Raw genomic sequence first — 21,017 nt, 5'->3', positions numbered from 1 at the left:
TCCTTGCGCGATGAGGGTTGCCGTGCCCAGCACGATTTTCTTGATTCCCCGTGGTTCAACCGCTCAGCACACCATTGTTCTCTGGCATGTCCATGACCAGCGGGCCGCTCGCTTCGGGCGGCAGCCTTGTTCGAACATCCGCGAAAACTCCTGTCCGGCCGCGATTCACGCGGCTGAACAGCAAAATTGATCGAAGTGCCAGTTGGCGCAGGAAACGCTTGGCATGCTGGCGAGCACTGGCAGTTTTAAGGCGCACCGATCCGCAGCTCGTGCTCCGGTGCCCCCTCGAATGATTCCGTCGTCATCGACCACGAACCCGTCGCGGTCCTCTGCCTTGGCTATTTCGATTCCGATCTGCATCGAGCTCTCCTCTCATCCTGCCTGGCGGGGAAAGGGGTTAGCAGGCTCCATTCGGTGACTCACAAACCAGCTTTTCTGGTGGCGCGAAGCGCGCGATTCGTGTCCAAGTTCTGACACGGGACAAAGTCCGTCAGGTTCAAAACACCGGCTGCGTTTGAGGCGCCTTGGAGTTTTCAAAGCGTGGTCAGGCGCTTGATGCGTGCTGACTGAGCTGGCACGCCTGTTGCTATTGGGATGCAGAAACACGGAGTGAGGGCTGAGCGCACACCAGATGCGCAAAACGAGTGATGCCCTGCTTCTCTTGAACCCGTGTGCTCCGTTTCTGAGAGAGACAGGCTAGCACACAAAGTCGCGCAACGAGTGGCAATAGTTTTGGAGAGCAACATGGTGCTGCACATGGAGTCCCCAGCTCCCCCGATCAAGGTGGAGAACTGGCTGCGAGGCGAGCCCCTCACGAGCTTCCAGCCCGGGAAGGTGTACATCGTCGAATTTTGGGCAACTTGGTGCGGACCATGTGCGGCAGTGATGCCTCATCTAGTAGAGCTGCAAGAGAAATACAAAGACAGCGGACTTGAGGTGCTCGGCGTCGCAGCTTACGAAGAAGCTGCAACGGCGGACGAGGCCCGAACAAGCTTGGACGCGTGGTTGACCGACAAGTTCTCGAACCTGAACTATCGGATCGGGTTCGACTCCACAGGCGAAATGAACAAGCTTTGGATGGACTCCAGCTTTTCCGTCGGGATTCCCACCTCGTTCGTCGTTGACCGTGACGGCCACATCGCCTTTATCGCTCATCCGATGCAGCTCGATGACGTCTTGCCGAAAGTTCTTAACGGCAGCTGGCGGACCAGCGATGAAGCTAAAGCCGCCGACACAGAGCGGATCGAAACCGGACGACGCGAAATGGACGAAATGACGCGCGAGCGGGCGTTGACTGAGCCGATTCTCGCCGCGATGAAGGCGGAGGATTGGGCAAAGGCGGTTTCGGCGGTCGAAGAGGCCCTCGTGGTGATGCCGGACTACCTCGACTTTCGCGGGCGCCATGCGGATCTGTTGCTTCACAAACTGCGCAACATGCAGACCGGCTTGCCGGTTATGAGGCAATTCGCTCGCGACGCGATCGACAAAAACAATGAGGTGTGGATGGAAGAGGCGCTGCGCCAACTCTTCAATCCGGCGAATGACAACTCCCACCTCCCGTCTGCCGAGCGCTTTGCGATGGGCAAAGAGTTGTCCGAACACATTCTTGCGCTGAATCCTCCGCACCGGGACGATGGCCCCAAGTGGCTGTCTTATGGTGCGGTCGCGCAGTATTATTATGAGAGCGGCAACAAGGATCGCGCAATCGAATTGGTCGAGGTGGCATTGAACTCGCTAAGCGGTCCTGAGCCTATCCCCGACGAACTGAAACAGCACGTCACGCCGCCGTTGGTCGAAGCGCTGGCCAACTACAAGGGTGAGAAGGCTTGCTATGAGAGTGTTTGTGCAACTCCGCAAGGCGGGTTTGCGAGAGCGTCAAAGCGCAGGCAACGGAGCAAACAGAAAAAAGAAGGGTGACAGTCGGAATTGCTCGCTGGCCATCATCCATTTCTCCGGCGGCGAGTGGCAACCAAATCTGACGGTCTGACGGTTTACACGAAAATGCTAAATGACGCCTCCGGCATCAAAATGCTCGTGCCAGCAGCCATCGGGGCGGCCGGACCTAGGCGGGCATCGCCGTCGCTTCTGCAGACAGGTGAGGATGAATGTTGTCAATCCGCATACATGGCTCACGCAAATTCTCGAATGGATTGCGTAGGCGGACGACGTCTAAGATCGCTGTCCCTTGCTGTAGACCAGCAAAGCTTGAGCCGCTTCAGCTAAACCACTTACGCAAAGAGGGGTGAAGGTGCTTCGCCCCCGGCATCGAAACGATGTGCGGGTTGCCCGCATTTTATGATGGTGCAGTAGCGACGACATCGTCGATCACGAATGTAAGTCTCTATGTATCGATCTGGACACGGCGAAGCAGTTGGATCGATTCCAGCCGATGCTGGACGCGGGCAAGCCATATGTCGCCAAAGGCGCAACGTTCGAGCGGTCGATAAACTACACGACGCTTTGGCAGCCGCAACCTGTGTCAAAGATTTGAAGTTCGTTGCGGTTTCTCTTTTTCGCCAATGAAGTAGTGTACGAGGATCGAGCGATGCAGTTCGCAGCGCATCTCTAAGCTATCGAACGCGGCGCGGAATTCGACGACGTTGGAACGACCATTCGGAAATCTGATTGCCACCTGCTCGCATCAAAGTGGCGGCGGGCCGTCCCGCCGGGGTGGTCGACTTTCTCGCGAGCGCACGCGCCGACGCTGGCCCCGTCGTTGGGGCGATCATTGCCCATCCCACCGTACGCCGCTTAAACTTCATCGGCCCCATTAGGTTGGTGCGATTATCGCCGCCGCTTCGGCCAAATATCTCAAACCATAATATGTTGGAGCTTGGGGCTCGGCGCCGTTGATTGTGCTCAACGACACGGGCGAACAAAGCGACAAGACTGGCGCGAGCGCCAAGCAAAGGAGAGAGGCGACGGGTGTGACCTTGCGAAGTGCACACCGCAGTTTTCCTTATTCGCGCGGGGGGGCCGCTGGCGTGGAGCGTCGGTCGAGATAGCCACCAGGAAACGCAGTCGGGGGAAGGATTGGCGTATATGGATGCCATAACGCGAGCCCAACCAGCCGCGCGTCAAGCCGTACGATCAGTTTGCGGGCGATCATGTCAGCTATCGCCGCCTCAATCTCGCCCTGCATTACATTCGCCGCGCCCGGCCGTTCGCGCAGGCGGGTTTCAGGCGACCCTTCGTCCGCGGCCAGAAGAATTTCTCGCTCGAGGCCTCTGACGCGGTGTTCGCGCTCGACTGCTATGGCTCGCGTGTCCTCGACTATGATTTCGTCGCCGTTGTCCTGCATCGACAGCATAGACAAAGTCGGCCCGTACCAGGCTTTCAGCCAGGCATCGATGCCCTTGGCGACGGCATTTAGTCCCGGGCGGCGGTGAGCGTCGCGCACCGTGAAATGGCCGCTGACATCGTTGTCTTCGCTGTCTTCGAAGTAGTATACCTGATCCGAGAGATCGCGCTCCGACAGCGGATAGACGTAGCGATAGGGGGCGGCGGGGAGCAGCTTCAGTCCATGTTTCTCGGCTGTGTGATGATAAGGGCTGTAGCGCTGGTATCGCAAGCGTACCGCAGGTCCCGGCTGCAGATGATGCAGCAACGGCAACGAAGAGGCCATTTCCGCATACCATGCATCACTCTCGCCGGGAAAGCCCCACAATAAACTCCAACTGACCCGCACGCCGTACTGACGGCACCACTTCAAGAGCAGAACATTGTGCGCTGAGGTCGTTCCTTTGCGCATCAGCTTCAAAACACGAGTATCCAGGCTCTCAATACCCGGTTGAATCCAGCGGACGCCGGCAGCAGCCAGCTTCTCCACTTCGTGGCGCTTCAGGTTGGCTTTGACCTCAAAGAAGATCGCGAGCTTCTCGGGTAGCGCGGTGAGGTGAGGCAGCGCCTTTTCAAGGTAGTCAATGGCCATAATATTGTCCACAGCTTCGATGCGCGATGAGCCGTAGCGCGCCGACATCTCAATCATCTCCGCTGCAGCCTGCCCCGCGGGCTTCTGGCGGTAGGTCATCGATCCGCCGTTCAGCCCGCAAAACATGCAATGACTGCGCTCGCCCCACCAGCAGCCGCGAGAGAACTCCATCGGCAGCCCGGCATGGATGCGATCGGCGTAGAGCGATGCCTCGACCTCCGCAAAATAGTCCGAGAAATCCGGCAGCGGCAGGTCACGCATGTTCTCGATCACTGCGCGGGGCACTAAGTCGCGCGTCGACGCCGCGGGATAGCCGGCCTCGCGATGCGTCGGACCGAAAACGCCAAATGGCAGGTCAGCAGGCGGAATGTCTCTGCCGCGATTGAGGATGTCCCAACACAGCGGGCCAATCAGTGCGTCGGCCTCGCCCGACACGACATAGTCGACCCATGGGAAACGCGCGTGAGTGCTCCACCCCATTACCGACTCGCAGTTTGCTCCACCCATGAGGGTGACAAGATCAGGTGAGCGCTCGCTCAGCCGGCGCAGCAACGCGAGCGATGGGACATGCTGGGTGAAGGTCGAGCTGCACCCGACCATAGCCGGCCGCTTCTCCAGTATCTTGTCAGCCGTCCAGTCGATAAACCCGCCGATAACCGAGCGCAGCCTGAGGAAATTCGCGCGACGCTCGGCCATACCTTTGCCTGCGCGTATCGGGTTGCGCTCGAAATAGAGGTCGAGGAAGGCGTTTTGTTCGCGTTCGAAGTTCGGAAAAGCAATGCCCGCGAACAGCCAATCAACCAGTGCCTCCTCTGGCGGGCAACTCTCAAGAGGTCCATAGTCGGCGATGCCTATGTATTCTAAAAACCAGATGTTGGCATAAGCTATGGTGGATTGCAGTCCAGCCTGGGTCAGCGCTGATTTCAGCAGACCAAGCGCCAGCGACGGCCTTTCGACGGCCGACACAGGCATGTTGACTAGGACGATTGGCGCATCGATACTCATAATCATGCCACGTTATTTATGATGTGCGCACAGGTGCGATCGCCCTGCCATAGGCTCATGCGACGGACGGCAAAGTGAACTCCTGCGCAATAGCTGACTGGAGCCGTGAACATTAAGTCGGCTAATTCCGCCAGTGCGCGGCCCGCTTCGAGCCACGATTTCCGCGTCACGTTCGTTGCCCGGCGACTGGACGGCATGAACAAGCAGAGAGTGCTGGAGCCGAGCGGTGAATAATTGCCTACACGGGGCTCCGCTCTTAATATTGAGCGGCGCCACGCTCGAGTGCGACTCGTTGTTTTTCATCATCGATGAACGGATTGAAGTCGTCATTCACATGGACCTATCAAAGTTTCAGGTGCGTCGTCGTTCGCTACCAGGGATTACCGCGAGTGCAAGTTGCAGTGGCGCGCCACAAAAGCGACGACCTCTCCGGAACCAGCGGCACTGTCGTCTGGCAGAACCATTTGATGGACGACTGGACGGGGCAAGCCATTTCTTGACTGAACAGCGTGCGTCCAGTCGTGCACCGCTGATGCACGCAAATGAGGGCTTGGCTCGAAGCCACAAGCGCGGAAGGCCGCTGGGCTTCTGTGGTCACGTCGGGTGTGCACGCCATGAAGCCACGGACCGTGGATGCGGAGCGGCTTGTCATCGCGCTCAGCACTGTTGGATGGTGGGATGCTGCCGTTGCTTCAGGCTAAGTAGTACCTCAATGCGAATCGGCACAATCTGCACCCGTGCGGGAGCCCGCGTGTTTGACTCCTTCGATGCGGCTCGGCGTCCAGTCACCGGTCTGCCAGATGAAGCGATCGTCGATGTCTTCTTCGATCAGGCCGGCCATGTACAACTGATCGAGCAAGTCGGCGACCCCAAGAAGGGTTTTTCCGTCAGCTGCGACCCGAATAACCAGCTCCGACATTGTGCAGTTGCCGTCCGCGATCAAACGGCCAACGGAAATCGGGGCGATGTCGTCGAGCACGCGGTGTTCCATGTTGCGTGAGCGAAGATGAAAGTAGCGGCTCCCTGCCTTGAATTGCAGGTCCCTGCGGAAGCGGATTGGTAGATCATGGGCTGGGCTCTCGAGCATATGCTGTTCGATCATGCTCTGCAGCCCGCCCCGGAACCCGTCAGGCGTGCTGAAGAAGCGTTCGCCCAGGATGCGGTACCCGAGAGGCCAGCGCTCGCTACCCGGCACCGGCGTCACCAGTCGTAAACGCCCCTGTCGCATATTCACGAGGAAGCCGGAAACACAGGCGATTGTCGTGTGACTGCGTTCCAGAGAGGCGATTGCACCGTCCTTGTTAGCGCCCCTTAGCTTCTCCTTCCGCTCGCGTGCGCGCCCGGCCATGGCCTTTGCCGTCAGCGCCTCGTTGCCCTGCAGGATGAGTTCGACTCCTAGCAACTCCTCAGGCGAAAATGCCGTGTGAATCTGATTGAGATGTGCCGTGCTTAGCACGGAAAAACGATTCGTCGTCGTGCGATATAGATTGAAGAGCCCGAGCACGCGCCTGGTGAGTGCCCGATCCTTGAGTGGGGCTGCCGTTGTTGTTTGCGGTAACGCGCCCGTAATCTGATAGTAGTCGAACAGAAAGCGGTCGTAGTGTGGGTTGTCCATAGGATCTGTGGCCCAGTAGCAGAAGCCCGTGCGGACTGCCGAACCAAACATTTCGCTCGCGACACCAACCACGCCCCGCCAAAGCGCGGCATGCTCTTTGCTATAGTCGTAATAGCCTTTGAAGCGATCGGCCGAGAGGCCGCAGAACCAACAGCCGACGGTGCAGCCTTCGCTTAGCTCGAAAGCGATTATGGGGTGCGTGAGCGACGCCGCCGACACGCCCAATTGGTCATTGCAGCGCCGGATTTGCCGCTCGCGCCAAGCATGAAAGCGAGGATTGATCGTTGACATCGCGCCTTCGTCGCGCAAGAGGTCGCGATGACGCATCATCTCGCGGAGATACTCATCCCACATCACAGCCAGCGGCCACGGCGCAGACACCGGCTTGAAGCGGTATTGTTGGTAGCCACCGCGCCAGAGCGGTAGCACCTCCATTGGATCCACTTTGATGCCGTACCGCTCTGTTACCGCTCGAGGGGTGGCGATTGCCTCAGCAAGCGCCCTGCGGAACTCCACGTCACCGACTAACCGCTCCATGAAGCGTTTGAGGTGCGACAGGGTGTGCAGTTGCTCCGGGGTGCGCCGGTCAAAAATCTGTCGGTAGTGCTCGGCGGCAGCGTGTGTCATTCATCGCCTCCTTGAGCAACCAGCCGATGCGGTCAGAGCGAAGGGCAGGTCAGACCTCGGCCGCGACAGCAACAATAACAACCACCACAACTGCAACGGGCTCAATTGCCGTGGCGTGGTCAGAGGCCGCTTCCGCGGCTTGCGCGCCGCTCGTGGCCACCTCTGCAAGGGCCTGCACAGCGCTGGTCGAGATCGTGTCACTCGAATAAAAAGTGCCACCGGCGAGCCGTTTAGTCGTCAACTTCTGTCGGGCTCGAATGCAACTTTTAGCTTCATCAAGTGTGAAGCTGTAACCGAGGCTCTTTCCGATCGCGACAATCGATGCAAGGCCGGTAGCAGCTGGTTTTATGCGTTCAAGCAGACCACCCTCGTTCGCGAGATCGTTGACGAATCGCTCTACGTCAGTTCGCGACACAGCCAGTCTCCCTGCCTTTGCTCAAAGTCGCCAGATCATCCATCACGGGCTCACAAGCGATCGGTGCCGACGCTGTGAACTAGGCAAGCGGCGTGCCGAATTGAAGATTGCTGATTTTCGCTTTTTCTGACCGTGCGTATCGTCCACTTAGTGACATTTTGTTGCCGAACTGACAATCGGCCCACTACGCGGGACGAAGTTTTCGTTGTCAGTATGCAAACGCAGCGGCTTGGGGCGATATCAAAACGCGGGAATCGACGACTTCGGACGTTGCTGATCGTTAGTGCGACCTTGATCATCAAGTTGCTTGATGAGGCTTGAATGCTCTGCTCTGGAGTCGGACTGCAAAGACGACCGATCATGGTCGTATCCGTGGCACTCGCCAACAAATGTTGCACGCATCATCTAGGCCTTGCTCGTCAAGGCGCGGCATTTAGCAGGCCCGGCGGCAATGTTGAAATCTTGATCGAAGGAACACTCCACCCGAGGCCAGGTGCTAATCTGGATGAACCTTGAACGACGACGTTCTCGAGAGCAATCACAACGCGTGACCCAATGCGCCTCGATCGCGAGAGAACGATGTCAGCGTGGGTAGTTCCGGTTGGACCACGAGAGCCTCGCTTGCGGTGGATTGCGCTAGTCTAAACTTGGAGGAGGGGCGGGGAGCCGCGAACAAGCGTTTGCCCACGCGTGTCGAGAATGACTTCGACTCGGGCGTATAGTCGCTCGCCTTTAGCGGCGTGCAGCGACTCGCTGAGCGGGTCATCCGCTGCAATGACGGCTTAAACTACAACTTCTTCCGCGTCATAAGCGATATCGGTTGACCGCCAACAAACGAATAGCGAAAAGATTCAGTGAGCATGCCAGCCATCACCTCAGCGCGCAAAGCGCCTTTGAGGGGACAGTTCGGGTAGCAAGCGTCGTCGCCGGGAGCGCCAGCGTCCGGGTGGGGGGCGATCCCAATCCGAGCGTGTAAGTATTCCCAGCACAATACCGGGGCGTTCCAGCGTACCGCAGACGAGGCAGGCTTCCTAGCGCTCGTCACTAGGAAGAATCTCGCTCCAAGCGACGCGCTCCACAGGATCAAGCTGGAAGATCTGCTTCCGTGCTATTCAGCGGTCCTCGTAAACCTCCAATTGCTTGATCGGCTCGTCAAAGACAAGAATCGAGTCAGCACCCAACGAAAGACATTGTCGCATTATCTCATCAAGATCGCCAGGCTCGGCGGCTATCTCGTCCGCGCCAACGATGCGCCACCAGGGAATCTGATCATGTGGCGCGGACTATCGCGATTCATCGATATCGCAACGGGAACGAAACTCTGACTCATATGTGGAACGGCCCGGGCTGCAAGATCTTTCTCTGGTTGAACAAGGGATGACGGGTGCGGTCATATGTTCGGCCTGTGAATGCGGCACCGGGCCGCTGGCCACGATGGTATCCGCGGAAGCAATCGCCCAATCAATTTCTCGCGCTCGAAGCGCAGTGAGTCAGGCGGTCTGATTGCGACCGGGAGTGTCGTCATTCGGGGTTCATCCAGATTTGCACCTTGCCTCCTCGGCAGCTTTCTTGTTCCGCCGGAGAGCTCTTAAGATTAGGATTTCAGCATTGCGGCCGGCGCCTGATAGATGCCGCCCCTGACTAGCAACGCCCAGATGGTGCGCGCAATCTTATTGGCGAGCGCCACCGATACGACCTTGACCGGCCGTCTTTGCAGCATGGTCCGAATCCAGAGCGGGACTTTCAAGCCGCGTTTAGCAAGCTTGATGATAGAGGTCGCACCAACGATCAAGAGCGTCCGTAGTTGCCGATTTCCACGCTTTGATATCGCCCCGAGCCTTTCTTTCCCGCCGCTCGACTGTGCCCTCGGTGTTAGCCCCGTCCAAGCTGCAAAATCTCGTGCAGTCGCAAACCCGCGAGCATCCAAGACCGATGTCCGAACGGTAGCGGCGATGAGAGGACCGACACCCGGAATGCTCATCAGACGCCTCGCATCGGGGTCCTTTCTGACGGCAACCAAAATCTCTCTGTCGAGCTTCTCTATGCGGGTTGTAAGTAGCTCAATCTGTTCAGCGAATTGGATCAGGGCAAAGCGGGCGGCGCCGGGGATCCTGTTGTCTTTCTCGTCCCGGAGAAGCACCAGGAGTTTCGCGATGCTTGCCATGCCTGTCCCCGCGATGATGCCCAATTCGGCCATATGAGCGCGCAGGGCATTTGCGGTCTGGCTGCGTTGCCTCATCAGCATCTCTCGCGTTCGCAAAATCATGCCGGCTGCTTGTTGTTCGGCAGTCTTCACCGGTACGAACCGCATTGTCGGGCGGGTGACCGCCTCGCAAATGGCTTCGGCATCTGCCACGTCGGTCTTGTTTCGTTTGACGTAGGGCTCACGTAGGCTGGCGGCATCATGCGGACCGAGTGGCCCAGTGCCGCGATCTCGCGCGCCCAGTGATGGGCACTCGCACAAGCCTCCATGCCTACCAAGCAGGCGGGGAGTCCTCGAAAGAAGGGCAGCACCTGCGATCGTCGCAACGTGCGGCGAACCAAGACTTCCCCGTCTTCGGCGATGCCGTGAACTTGAAAGATCGACTTGGCCAAATCCAACCCCACTGTGATAATCTTCTCCATGGAACGGTCCTTCCTTTGTGGCGCCTCTCTAAGCGACCACGTTAGGCACTTTTGATGCCGGTTCGAAGGGCCGTTCTACACCATCAATAATGTGGATAGTCGTAAGCTTCTTCGTCAGCTTACCGACAGGTAAGTGCTTCAGAGGTTACAACGTATCGTAGTGGACCGAGTCTACTCAGTCCTGGCAAGGGAGTATGGAATGGATCCTTTTGAGGCAGGACAGATTCTGCGCGGCGATGGGATCTCTGCGAACGAGCGAGAGGGGCAGGAAAACGAGGCCGGGGCGCAGTGGGACCGAGTGCTGACAGGCTATGACGCGGCAGATTCAGCTCATGCGGAGGACGACAAAGACCAGACGGTTGAAAATTGGGCTGCCGAACGGGACGTGGGCCCACTGACGAGGCAGCCATGGTAAAACCGTTCCCGTCGAAGACCCATATCGGCAACCATATGCTGCATCCGGAAACCCTGATGCTGACCTATGGCTATGATCCGCAATTGTCGGAGGGTGCCATCAAGCCTCCGGTGTTCCTGACCTCGACCTTCGTGTTCAAGTCAGCCGAAGACGGTCAGGACTTCTTCGATTACGTCGCCGGCCGCCGCGAGCCGCCGGAAGGCATGGGCGCGGGCCTAGTCTATTCGCGCTTCAATCACCCCAATAGCGAGATCGTCGAGGACAGGCTCGCGGTCTACGAGCGCACCGACAGCTGTGCGCTGTTCTCCTCGGGCATGGCGGCGATCGCGACCACGATTCTCGCCTTCGTCCGGCCCGGCGACGTCATCCTGCACTCCCAGCCGCTCTATGGCGGCACGGAGACGCTGCTGACGAACACGCTGGCGCGCCTGTCGATCGGCGCGGTCGGCTTTGCCGACGGCATCGATGAAGCCTCGGTCAGGCAGGCCGCGGATGAGGCGACGGGGAAGGGGCGGGTTTCGATGATCCTGATCGAGACCCCGGCCAATCCGACCAACGGCCTCGTCGACATCGCGATGATCCGCCGCATCGCCGATTCTATCGGCAAGGCGCAGGGACACACGCCGATCATCGCCTGCGACAACACGCTGCTCGGCCCGGTGTTTCAGCGGCCGATCGAGCACGGCGCGGACCTGTCGCTGTATTCGCTGACGAAATATGTCGGCGGCCACTCCGACCTGATCGCGGGCGCCGCGCTCGGATCGAAGGCGATCATGAAGGGCATCAAGGCGCTGCGCGGCGCTATCGGCACCCAGCTCGATCCGCATTCGTGCTGGATGATCAGCCGCTCGCTCGAGACGCTGAGCCTGCGCATGGAAAAGGCCGATGCGAATGCGCGCCTGGTGGCGAGCTATCTGCGCGACCACCCCAAGGTCGCCAGGGTTCACTATCTCGGTCATCACGAGGAGGCCTCGCCCTCGGGCCGTGTATTCGCGCGGCAATGCCTGGGCGCGGGATCGACCTTCTCGTTCGACATCGTCGGCGGCAAGGAGGCGGCGGTGAAATTCCTCAATGCGCTGCAAATCCTCAAGCTGGCGGTGAGCCTCGGCGGCACCGAGTCGCTCGCGAGCCTGCCCGCGACCATGACCCATTCCGGCGTTCCCGCCGACATCCGCCAAAAGATCGGCGTGCTCGATTCCACCATCCGGCTGTCGATCGGGATCGAGAACCCGTCCGATCTGATCGCGGACCTCGCGCAGGCGCTGAACGCGGCTTGAGCGGGGGGATCACAGCGCATTGGACGCGCGGCACGCTGACATGATCGCCGCGGCGGCCTCATTGCTCTGCGCGCTAGAAAGCTGTCGCACGAGGCAAACGTAATAGCCCTTGCTGGATGCGTTCAGCAGGGAAGCAGGCCGTTAATCTCACTCGATTTCGAGCCATTCGGAGACGGCGCGACCCGTGGGCCAACGAACGAAACCAACTCGCAATTGCCGCCCGATCCCGTGCCCGACGGCGATCACCGTGCTCCTGCTTTGCATCTAGTTGAAGCAGTTCAGCCGCTCACAACCCCGTCTCTTAAACGCAGCAGCCTGGATTGGTTTGAAGCCTGCCCCTGCGGGCCGGCTCCGGGAGGCCAACTCCCATCTTCAACACAGTTACGCCGACAGCTACGCGCCAGCTTCGAGGCACACGGAAGTACGGATAGCACCCAGCGCTCGCACACCCCTATCGGGGTTGACACCGTGCCCGCGATTAAAGAACGGACGACTAAACTTCAAGCCGTTTTCAAAGAACGAGCCCGACGCATTTCGCTCTGTATCATCTCCTTGCAACACGAATGGCAGACTACACAACTTCTTTAATGGGCCCGATGATATTAAGCCTCCCGAGTGAACGTCACGCCCCCGAGCTCATGCTTCATGGTCGAGTGCCTGCGGGTGCTCAACCCCGATGGCGCTCTTTGTGGTCGTACGTCGCCCTAGTAGAAAATTGTCTTGCGGCAGCAGTCTCGTGAAAGAGATACCTATTGACGCTTTCTTGAGTCGTCGTCTCGCGAACGTCTGTGTGAGTAAGAGTTTTTAGGCACGCCGCAACAAACGAGCCGTTTGTTGAGAATCTAGAAAAACGAGTTTCTCAGACGCGATGAAAAAGAGTTTGTCTTAGACTCGTAAGCTCGTTTCTTCTCTGAGAGTATTGATCGTCAATCGATGGTGATTGAGAGAGGGGAACGCTGATGATTTGCAATGCTCTCGTCGGTGAGGCGGGAAGTTTTTGTGCACTGGCGATGTCCTGTTGGGGCATGCGCGCGTCACTCTGTTGACGATCTAAATCCCGCGCTCCTGCGGTGACGCCGCAGATCGCGAATACATCTCGCCCTCGTAGCCTGGCATCCGACCCTAGCAATTGCGCCCTCGCTCGTCTGGAGCAGGGGGATTGCCATGTGCTGCCTGCTTCAAACTCAGCCGACCGTTCATCACAAGCCAATTACGTGAGGTAACAGCATGACCACGAACACTCCCATCAGGTTCGCCTACTGGGTCCCGAACGTCTCCGGCGGCCTTGTCATATCCTCGATCGAGCAGCGCACCAGCTGGGGTATCGACTACAACCGGAAGCTTGCCCAGATCGCAGAAAAGTCTGGCTTCGATTATGCTTTGAGCCAGATTCGGTTCACCGCAGGTTATGGCGCGGACAAACAGCATGAATCCGTCGCCTTCTCGCACGCGCTGCTCGCCGCGACCGAAAAGCTCAAGGTGATCGCCGCGCTCCTTCCCGGGCCCTGGAATCCAGCTCTTGCCGCAAAGCAGATCGCAACGATCAGTCAACTCACCAATGCGCGGGTCGCTGTCAACATTGTCTCGGGCTGGTTTCGCGGTGAATTCCACGCTATCGGCGAGCCCTGGCTCGACCACGACGAGCGCTACCGCCGCTCCGAGGAGTTTATCAGCGCGTTGCGCGGTATCTGGACCGAAGAAGACTTCACGCTCAAGGGCGACTTCTATCGATTCAATGAGTATTCATTAAAGCCGAAGCCGCTCGACCCGTTGCCGGAGATTTTCCAGGGCGGCTCCTCGCGTGCCGCTCGTGACATGGCTGCCCGCGTCTCTGACTGGTATTTCACCAATGGCAATACGCCTGATGGCTTGAAAGCTCAGGTCGACGATATCAGGGCCAAGGAAAAGACCTTCGGCAAGAGCTGGCGCACCAAGATCGGCATCAACGCATTCGGCATCGTCCGGCAGACGGAAAAGGAAGCCAAGGACGTCCTGCAGGAGATCCTTGATAAGGCGATCCCCGAAGCGGTGCACGGCTTCCACCAAGAGGTCCAGAACGCCGGCAATGCGAGCCCCGAGCGTGAGGGCAATTGGGCCAAGTCGACCTTCCAGGACCTCGTGCAGTACAATGATGGCTTCCGCTCGAATCTGATCGGAACGCCAGCGCAGGTCGCTGAACGCATCATCGAGCTCAAACACGCCGGCGCCGGCCTGATCCTGCTCGGCTTCCTGCACTTCCAGGAAGAGGTCGAGTATTTTGGCAAGCACGTGATCCCGCTGGTGCGCGAGCTGGAGGCCCAGAGCGCGCCGCACGTCCAGGCGGCGGAATAGCCGGGACGGGGCGGCATATGAGCCTGGTTGCGACATCGGGGGGCCACGCCCTGATCTTGGCGCGCGCGCAAGAGCGTGCCGCCGGGGCCGCGCTGGAGACGGGCGGCGGGCCTTCCGCGGACGAGGCGGCGGCGCTGGTTTCCGGCGCCGCCGTGCCCGTGCTACGCCTTGAGGGCATTTCGCTCGGCTTTGGCGGCGTTACCGCGCTGGATGCTATCGATTTGGCGGTCGCGAATGGCGAGATCCGCGCCATCATCGGTCCCAACGGTGCCGGCAAAAGCTCGCTGCTCAACGTAGTTAGCGGGCTCTATCGTCCCGACCACGGCGTGGTGCGGCTCGGGAGTGAACGATTCACGCATGTGCCGACAGCGCGCCTTGCAGCCCACGGCGTGGCGCGCACATTCCAGAACCTTGCACTGTTCAAGGGCCTGCCGGTGCTCGACAACGTCATCATGGGCCTCGTGCACTGCAGGCAGGCCGGTTTCGTTCGGCAGATGCTGTCGACGCCGCAAGCGCGCCGCGAGGAAGCCGAGGCCCGCACCGCCGCTGAGGAGCTGATCGCGTTTCTGCATCTTGATGCTGTCAAGCACCAGCTTGCCGGCGGTCTCCCTTACGGTATCCAGAAGCGGGTGGAGCTCGCCAGAGCGCTGGTCGCACGGCCGCAGCTGTTGCTGCTGGATGAGCCGCTTGCCGGTGTCACCCTCGGCGAGAAGCAGGAACTTGCGGCACATGTGCGGAATGCACGCGATGCCTATGGCACCACCATCATGCTGATCGAGCACGACATTGGCGTCGTCATGGGCTTGTCCGACCGGATCGCGGTCCTCGACTACGGCCGCAAGATCGCCGACGGCACCCCGGAAGAGGTGCGCTCCGACCAGGCGGTGATCGACGCCTACCTTGGCGTTGCCCATGAGGGTGAGGCGGAGCTCGTGATCTGATGTTCGACTACCAGTTCTTTATTGAGGTTCTCGTCGGCGGGCTGTTGTCCGGCGTCATGTACTCACTGGTCGCGATCGGGTTCGTGCTGATCTACAAGACGTCCGGCGTCCTGAACTTCGCGCAAGGCGCGATGCTCTTGTTCGCGGCGCTCACGTTCGTGAACCTGGTCGAGCGGGGCGTGCCGTTCTGGTTGGCCCTCTCCGCCACGTTGGTGATTATGGTCGTGCTTGGCATCACCGTCGAGCGCACGGTGTTGCGGCCACTCGTCAACCAGTCGCCGATGACGTTGTTCATGGCGACGCTCGGCCTGTCCTATGTGATCGAGGGAGCCGCGCAGCTGTTGTGGGGTACGCAGGTTCACGGACTCGATCTTGGTATCGACGATGTTCCCTTCGAGGTCGGCAGCGTTCTGATCAGTCAGTTCGACCTGTTCGCAGCGGCAATCGCGGGCGCGCTGGTCACAGCCTTTGCGCTGTTCTTCCGTTACACCCGAACAGGCCTCGCGTTCCGCGCCGTCGCCGATGATCAGTTCGCTGCCCTTGCGGTGGGGTTACGGCTGTCGCGCGTCTGGGCGGCGGTATGGACCGCGGCGGGCATCGTCGCGCTTGTCGCCGGTCTGTTGTGGGGGGCTCGCCTGGGCGTGCAGTTCTCCCTGTCGCTCGTCGTACTCAAGGCACTGCCAGTGCTCGTGCTCGGCGGATTCGACTCGGTCGCGGGAGCAATCGTTGGAGGCCTCCTGATCGGCGCGATCGAGAAACTGGCTGAGGTCTACGTCGGGCCCTTGTTCGGCGGCGGCATTGAGGCCTGGGCCGCCTATGTGGTGGCGCTCGGCTTCCTGCTGGTCCGTCCTTCCGGGCTGTTCGGCCAGAAATTGGTGGAAAGGGTCTGATCTGATGACGAGACCTGCTCGCTCGATTGCCGCCGGCTGGCTTCCCAATCATCTCGGTCCGGCAGTTCTTCTGATCTTAGCCTATGGCGTCGTTCCGTTCGCTGGCTCCGATTACCTGCTCGATGCCGTGCTGACGCCGTTCCTTGCGCTCGCGCTGGCCGCGTTAGGACTCAATCTGCTCACCGGTTATGCCGGCCAGGTCTCGCTCGGGTCGGCCGCGTTTCTCGCGGTCGGTGCCTACGCCGCCTACAATTTCAACCTGCGTCTGCACGACGTGCCGTTCCTGGTGAGCCTTGTGGCTGCGGGCCTTGTGGCCGCGGCGGTTGGGATCGTTTTCGGCCTGCCGAGCCTTAGGCTGCGCGGTTTCTACCTCGCGGTCTCGACGCTTGCGGCACAGTTCTTCGTGCAGTGGGCCCTCACCAAGTTCGGCTGGTTTTCCAACGACAATCCGTCTGGCGTGATCGATGCTCCGCCGTTGGCGGTGGCTGGCATTAGCTTCTCGGGCGCGGTCGGGCGCTACCTCTTTTCCCTGACGGTCGTCGTCATCGCGACGCTGCTCGCCATCCGTCTGCTGCGCTCACAGGTCGGGCGGAATTTCATTGCGCTGCGCGACCATGAGACGGCGGCCAAGGTGATCGGCGTGCCACTATTGCGCACCAAGCTGCTCGCGTTCGGCGTCTCGTCGTTCATCATCGGAATCGCAGGAGTGCTATGGGCATTTGCCTACTTGCGCACCGTGGAGCCCGCCGGCTTCAACCTGGATCGTTCGTTCGAGATCCTCTTCATCATCATCATCGGCGGACTTGCCTCGATCCGTGGGGCGTTTCTCGGTGCGGCATTCATGGTCGTGTTTCCGCTCTTGCTCTCGCGCCTTGGCGCCGCGCTTCTCGGCGACGTCTTTGATTCCGGCGTGCTCGAGATGAGCCAGCGCATCGTTATCGGCGCGCTCATCATTGGCCTGTTGATCGCGGAACCGCGCGGCTTGATCGCGCTGGTCGATCGCCTCGCAGAACCGATCCTGCGCCGGTTTTCTGGTCCGCTTTCTCGCTCCACCCTGCCTTGAAAAGCCTCTCGAACCAAAGGACAAATGCCATGCGTTTACCAAGATCCCTTCGTGCTGCGGCGCTCGCCGCCGCCATTGGCCTCAGTGCTGCGCTGCCGGCCCAGGCCGATGAGCAGTTCTTCCCGTTACAGAGCTACCGGGTCGGTCCGTACGCGGCCGGCGGCACCGGGTTCTTCGGCGGCTTCATCGACTATCTCAACCTGATCAATATCCGCGATGGCGGCGTCAATGGCGTTAAGCTGACCTGGGAGGAGGGTGAGACGCAGTATGAGGTCGAGCGCGGTGTCGAAGTCTATGAGCGGTTGAAAAGCCACCCCGGGGTTGCGGCCTGGAATCCGCTTTCTGTCGGCATCGCCTATGCGATGATCGATCGCATCAGCAAGGACAAAGTGCCGCTAATCACCATCAACCACGGGCGGACTGATTCGACCGATGGCCGGGTATTTCCTTATGTGTTCCCCCTGCTGCTCAATCCTTACAGCGAGACGTCCGGTATCGTGAACTACATCGCCTCGCGCGAGGGCGGTGCCGATAAGCTCAAAGGCAAGAAGATCGTCGTGCTCTATCACGGCTCGCCTTACGGCAAGGAGACGATCCCGATCTACAAGCTGCTCGCCGACAAGTACAGCTTCTCCCTTGAGCAGATCGAGGTGCCGCATCCTGGCAATGAACAGCAGTCGCAGTGGCTGTCGATCCGGCGCGCCAAGCCGGACTATGTGGTGCTGCGCGGTTGGGGTGTGATGAATCCCGTGGCGCTGAAGACGGCCCAGAAGGTTGGCTTCCCGGTCGATCACATCATCGGTAATGTCTGGTCGAATTCGGAAGAGGACGTCATTCCCGCCGGTGATGCGGCCAAGGGCTATGTTGCGATCACGACGCAGGCATCCGGCGCCGAATACCCGGTGCTGCAGGAGGTCATCAAGACCGTCTACGGAGCAGGCAAGGGCAATCTCGACGACAAAAAGCGCATCGGCAGCGTCTATCACAACCTCGGCATCGTTAACGGCATTCTCAATGTCGAAGCGATCCGGATCGCGCAGCAGAAATTCGGCAAGCGGACGCTGACCGGCGACGAGGTACGCTGGGGCTTCGAACATCTGCAGCTCGACCCGGCGCGCGTCGAGGCGCTGGGCGCCAAGGGCCTGTTCCATTCCATCAATGTGACCTGGGACAATCACGAGGGTGATGGTCGCGTGACCTTCCAGCAGTGGGACGGCACCAAGTGGAAGGTGGTGTCGGATTGGATCGCACCCGACTGGGCGTTCCTGCGCCCAATCATCGAGAAATCGTCGGCGGCCTACGCCGCTGAGCACAACATCAAGATCCGCACCTCCGACGACACGCCAGTCGGCCAGTAACGGTATTCGAGACGGCTTGGGAGCGGGCAAAGCCCGCTCCCGTCCAACAAAAATCCGGAGCATCGCAATGAGCGATCATCTTCTTGTGCTTGAAGGTCTGGCCGCGACCTACAACCATGCCATTCGCGCACTGTCGGACGTCTCGCTCACGGTGCGACGAGGCGAGATCGTTGCGCTGCTTGGCGCCAATGGTGCGGGTAAGTCGACGACGCTGAAGGCGGTCTCCAATCTGTTGCATGCCGAGCGTGGCCAGCTCGCCCGTGGCCGCATCTTGTTCGACGGGCACGATGCCGCCGCGCTCGCCTCGGCCGAACTGGTTCGTCTGGGTCTGGTTCCGGTGCTGGAAGGCCGCCACTGCTTTCGTGCGCTCACCGTCGAGGAGAACCTCGTTGCCGGCGGCATTGGAGGCGGATTGTCGCGGCGTGCGATCGCGGCAGAACTGGAGCGCGTCTACGCGTTATTTCCGGGCCTGAAAGAGCGCCGACGGTCCGCCTCTGGCCTCACCTCGGGCGGCGAGCAGCAGATGACGGCGATCGGCCGAGCCTTGATGGCGCGCCCACGCCTGTTGCTGCTGGACGAGCCCTCGATGGGCCTAGCTCCGCTCGTTGTCGAGACGATCTTCAGCACCTTGAAGCGGCTCAACGGTGAGGAGGGATTGTCGATCCTGGTCGCCGAGCAAAACTCGACTGTGGCGCTGCGTTACGCCCACCGTGCCACCGTCCTCGACGGCGGATCGACGGTGCTGGCAGGCGACGCCGCGAACTTGCGCGGCCGCGCCGAAATAAAGGCGCTCTATCTCGGAAGTCCCGAGGAGAGCGCATCACATGTTGCTGCGTTACGCCGCCCATCGCCGGCCGATCATGCGGCTTGAACAGTTTCATCGGACAGACAGAGGAGAATACCCATGAGCAAGGACAATCTCGCGCGGGCTGCACAGGACGACGTCTACTCCCGCCTCGATGCTGCCATCGAGAGCACTGTCAAGCTCCATTCCGAGCGAAACGACATCGAAGGCCGTTTTCCGAGGGAGAATCTGCATGCGCTGGCGGCGGCCGGCTGGACCGGGGTTCTCAATGAGCCGCGTTTCGGCGGGCTTGGACTGAGCCATGCCGACTTCGCGGAGGCGGCCTATCGGATCGGCCGGCATGATGCTTCGACAGGCCTCGTCTATGTCATGCATGTCGGTGCGGCGCAGACTATCAACCTGTTCGGCAATGACGACCAGAAGGAGCGCTGGCTGAAGGCAAAAGGTGGCACGCTGCTTGGCACCTATTCGACCAGCGAGCGAGCCTCCGGCGGACATTGGTGGTACAATTTCTCGGAAGCTGCGCGCGACGGCCAGAACTACATCATCAATGCGGAGAAGTCCTTCACGACGAGTTCCGGTCAGGCCGATTTTTACGTGGTGCAGACGCGCTCTCCCGGGGCCAAGGACCAGACCGACATCTCGTTCTTCATCGTTGACGGCAAGGCGCCTGGAATCGAAGCCGGCCCGTGGGAGGCGCTTGGAGTACGGGGAAATCACTCCGGTCCGATCCGCTATAAGGGCGTCAAGGTCCCGAGCCGCGACCGGCTGGGCGCCGAGGGACAGGGCAAGGAGATCATCTATGACGGCGTCTCTCCGGTTTACCTGATCGGTCTCGGCGCGGTGTGGGAAGGGGTGGCGCGTGGCGCGCTCGATGCGGCGGTCGCGCACACCTCAAGCTTCGTTCACAAGGACAAGAACAAGAGCTTGTCGGATTATCAGGCGATTCGTCAGGAACTCGGTGCCGCAAAGGTGCTCGTGGAGACCTTGCGTCCGTGGCGCAACGAACTCGCCGCCAAGCTGGATGAGCTGTGGCGCGCGGGCAAGCCGCAGAGCGAGATTCTGATTCCCCTCACGGAATTCAAGGTTCATGCCGCAGAGGTTGCCAACAAGGCGGCCGCCGCGGCGCTGACCGTGACCGGCGGTTACGGCTATCGACGTGGGCCGATCGAACGGTCGTTTCGGGACGCTCGCGCCGCCATAGCCATGGGTCCCTCCAATGTGATCGCGCGGGACTGGATCGGAAAATCGCTGGTCGGATTGCCGCTCGAGCTGTTCTATGAGGGCGGAGAATAGGTGGGACGCTTCGGCTAAGGAGTGCATTCGCTTGCCTCGCAAACGCGTTCTCGACCACTCGGCCGCTCGGCATAGATCTCGTAGACAGACGGATCGCCTGTCTATGCGTGGGAGATCGGGAGTGGAGAGCGACGCGACGGTCGGACAGAATCAAGCATTGTCGTCGAGTTGCAACGCGCTACGACGAGGTTGCCGCCTGTTCAACTTGGGTCAATCCAATTATGAATGCACCGCGGCCTAGTCCGGCCAAGCCGCCGCAGAGTGCCTGCGCTATGCAGTTATAGCGCCAGTCGTTTTGGTGCAGCCAATTTAGCAAATTGATATCCGCTCGCTAGCGCGCATGGTGTTCGGAGGGAACATTCTGATCCGGCGCGCAAGTTCTGTACGAAACGGACACGACGAGGCGCGCAGCATGTGGATACG

14 protein-coding genes and 1 pseudogene are annotated in these 21,017 nt (G+C 60.1%); 10 read left to right on the top strand and 5 right to left on the bottom strand.

The genetic code is table 11. The features are described from left to right. Positions 1–165: 165 nt before the first annotated feature. A complete protein-coding gene (locus BLV07_RS45805) occupies positions 166–360 on the bottom strand; it encodes a hypothetical protein (RefSeq protein ID WP_143035324.1) in 195 nt (64 codons plus the stop codon). A gap of 384 nt (positions 361–744) precedes the next feature. Here BLV07_RS45805 and BLV07_RS01395 point away from each other — a divergent pair, with 384 nt between their 5' ends. Beyond that, on the top strand, positions 745–1,917 hold the full coding sequence (locus BLV07_RS01395) for a TlpA disulfide reductase family protein (RefSeq protein ID WP_091878640.1): 1,173 nt from the start codon (positions 745–747) through the stop codon (positions 1,915–1,917). Between the two features lie 1,042 nt (positions 1,918–2,959). Here the strand turns inward: BLV07_RS01395 and BLV07_RS01385 are convergent. The 3 genes from BLV07_RS01385 to BLV07_RS01375 all read right to left on the bottom strand — a co-directional run bounded on the left by BLV07_RS01385 (position 2,960) and on the right by BLV07_RS01375 (position 7,593). Next, positions 2,960–4,942 carry a RiPP maturation radical SAM C-methyltransferase gene (locus tag BLV07_RS01385; protein ID WP_091878637.1) on the bottom strand — a complete coding sequence of 661 codons (1,983 nt, stop codon included), beginning with the start codon at positions 4,940–4,942 and terminating at the stop codon, positions 2,960–2,962. A 703-nt stretch (positions 4,943–5,645) separates the two neighbouring features. Further along, positions 5,646–7,178 (bottom strand): radical SAM family RiPP maturation amino acid epimerase, encoded by a 1,533-nt coding sequence (locus BLV07_RS01380; RefSeq protein WP_244550935.1) that lies wholly within the window; start codon positions 7,176–7,178, stop codon positions 5,646–5,648. A 49-nt stretch (positions 7,179–7,227) separates the two neighbouring features. After that, complete coding sequence (locus tag BLV07_RS01375) at positions 7,228–7,593, bottom strand: Nif11-like leader peptide family natural product precursor (RefSeq protein ID WP_091878635.1); 366 nt, start codon at positions 7,591–7,593, stop codon at positions 7,228–7,230. 1,190 nt (positions 7,594–8,783) lie between these two features. Here BLV07_RS01375 and BLV07_RS49680 point away from each other — a divergent pair. Beyond that, positions 8,784–8,918 (top strand): hypothetical protein, encoded by a 135-nt coding sequence (locus BLV07_RS49680; RefSeq protein ID WP_283806501.1) that lies wholly within the window; start codon positions 8,784–8,786, stop codon positions 8,916–8,918. A 269-nt stretch (positions 8,919–9,187) separates the two neighbouring features. On the opposite strand, the pseudogene BLV07_RS01360 reads toward BLV07_RS49680, so the two are convergent. Then, a pseudogene (locus BLV07_RS01360) lies at positions 9,188–10,218 on the bottom strand (IS110 family RNA-guided transposase). A 408-nt stretch (positions 10,219–10,626) separates the two neighbouring features. On the opposite strand from BLV07_RS01360, the gene BLV07_RS01350 reads away from it, so the two are divergent. The 8 genes from BLV07_RS01350 (at position 10,627) to BLV07_RS01310 (ending at position 20,594) form a co-directional block, all read left to right on the top strand. Continuing rightward, complete coding sequence (locus BLV07_RS01350) at positions 10,627–11,910, top strand: cystathionine gamma-synthase family protein (RefSeq protein WP_091878624.1); 1,284 nt, start codon at positions 10,627–10,629, stop codon at positions 11,908–11,910. A 1,227-nt stretch (positions 11,911–13,137) separates the two neighbouring features. Beyond that, complete coding sequence (gene sfnG, locus BLV07_RS01340; protein ID WP_091878621.1) at positions 13,138–14,241, top strand: dimethylsulfone monooxygenase SfnG; 1,104 nt, start codon at positions 13,138–13,140, stop codon at positions 14,239–14,241. A 17-nt stretch (positions 14,242–14,258) separates the two neighbouring features. Beyond that, entirely contained in the window at positions 14,259–15,182 is a 924-nt protein-coding gene (locus BLV07_RS01335; RefSeq protein ID WP_091878618.1) for an ABC transporter ATP-binding protein, read from the top strand. Further along, positions 15,182–16,072 (top strand): branched-chain amino acid ABC transporter permease, encoded by an 891-nt coding sequence (locus BLV07_RS01330; RefSeq protein ID WP_091878615.1) that lies wholly within the window; start codon positions 15,182–15,184, stop codon positions 16,070–16,072. The genes BLV07_RS01335 and BLV07_RS01330 overlap by 1 nt, the downstream gene beginning before the upstream one ends. A gap of 4 nt (positions 16,073–16,076) precedes the next feature. Beyond that, on the top strand, positions 16,077–17,135 hold the full coding sequence (locus tag BLV07_RS01325; protein WP_091878612.1) for a branched-chain amino acid ABC transporter permease: 1,059 nt from the start codon (positions 16,077–16,079) through the stop codon (positions 17,133–17,135). Between the two features lie 29 nt (positions 17,136–17,164). Continuing rightward, positions 17,165–18,493: an ABC transporter substrate-binding protein gene (locus BLV07_RS01320; protein WP_091878609.1), complete on the top strand. Its 1,329-nt coding sequence runs from the start codon at positions 17,165–17,167 to the stop codon at positions 18,491–18,493. A 67-nt stretch (positions 18,494–18,560) separates the two neighbouring features. Next, positions 18,561–19,364 carry an ABC transporter ATP-binding protein gene (locus tag BLV07_RS01315; protein WP_091878606.1) on the top strand — a complete coding sequence of 268 codons (804 nt, stop codon included), beginning with the start codon at positions 18,561–18,563 and terminating at the stop codon, positions 19,362–19,364. Between the two features lie 33 nt (positions 19,365–19,397). Then, positions 19,398–20,594 carry an acyl-CoA dehydrogenase family protein gene (locus BLV07_RS01310; protein WP_091878603.1) on the top strand — a complete coding sequence of 399 codons (1,197 nt, stop codon included), beginning with the start codon at positions 19,398–19,400 and terminating at the stop codon, positions 20,592–20,594. Positions 20,595–21,017 lie beyond the last annotated feature (423 nt).

The sequence above is a fragment of the Bradyrhizobium sp. Rc2d genome (assembly GCF_900099855.1).
In the GTDB taxonomy this organism is placed as follows: Bacteria; Pseudomonadota; Alphaproteobacteria; order Rhizobiales; family Xanthobacteraceae; genus Bradyrhizobium.
The sequence above is the reverse complement of the archived record's forward strand: the minus strand, read 5'-3'. Positions and strand labels throughout refer to the sequence as shown.

Coding starts and splice junctions, on each gene's coding strand:
- BLV07_RS45805 (WP_143035324.1), bottom strand. CDS start 360: ATGCAGATCGGAATCGAAATAGCCAAGGCAGAGGACCGCGACGGGTTC.
- BLV07_RS01395 (WP_091878640.1), top strand. CDS start 745: ATGGTGCTGCACATGGAGTCCCCAGCTCCCCCGATCAAGGTGGAGAAC.
- BLV07_RS01385 (WP_091878637.1), bottom strand. CDS start 4,942: ATGATTATGAGTATCGATGCGCCAATCGTCCTAGTCAACATGCCTGTG.
- BLV07_RS01380 (WP_244550935.1), bottom strand. CDS start 7,178: ATGACACACGCTGCCGCCGAGCACTACCGACAGATTTTTGACCGGCGC.
- BLV07_RS01350 (WP_091878624.1), top strand. CDS start 10,627: ATGGTAAAACCGTTCCCGTCGAAGACCCATATCGGCAACCATATGCTG.
- sfnG (WP_091878621.1), top strand. CDS start 13,138: ATGACCACGAACACTCCCATCAGGTTCGCCTACTGGGTCCCGAACGTC.
- BLV07_RS01335 (WP_091878618.1), top strand. CDS start 14,259: ATGAGCCTGGTTGCGACATCGGGGGGCCACGCCCTGATCTTGGCGCGC.
- BLV07_RS01330 (WP_091878615.1), top strand. CDS start 15,182: ATGTTCGACTACCAGTTCTTTATTGAGGTTCTCGTCGGCGGGCTGTTG.
- BLV07_RS01325 (WP_091878612.1), top strand. CDS start 16,077: ATGACGAGACCTGCTCGCTCGATTGCCGCCGGCTGGCTTCCCAATCAT.
- BLV07_RS01320 (WP_091878609.1), top strand. CDS start 17,165: ATGCGTTTACCAAGATCCCTTCGTGCTGCGGCGCTCGCCGCCGCCATT.
- BLV07_RS01315 (WP_091878606.1), top strand. CDS start 18,561: ATGAGCGATCATCTTCTTGTGCTTGAAGGTCTGGCCGCGACCTACAAC.
- BLV07_RS01310 (WP_091878603.1), top strand. CDS start 19,398: ATGAGCAAGGACAATCTCGCGCGGGCTGCACAGGACGACGTCTACTCC.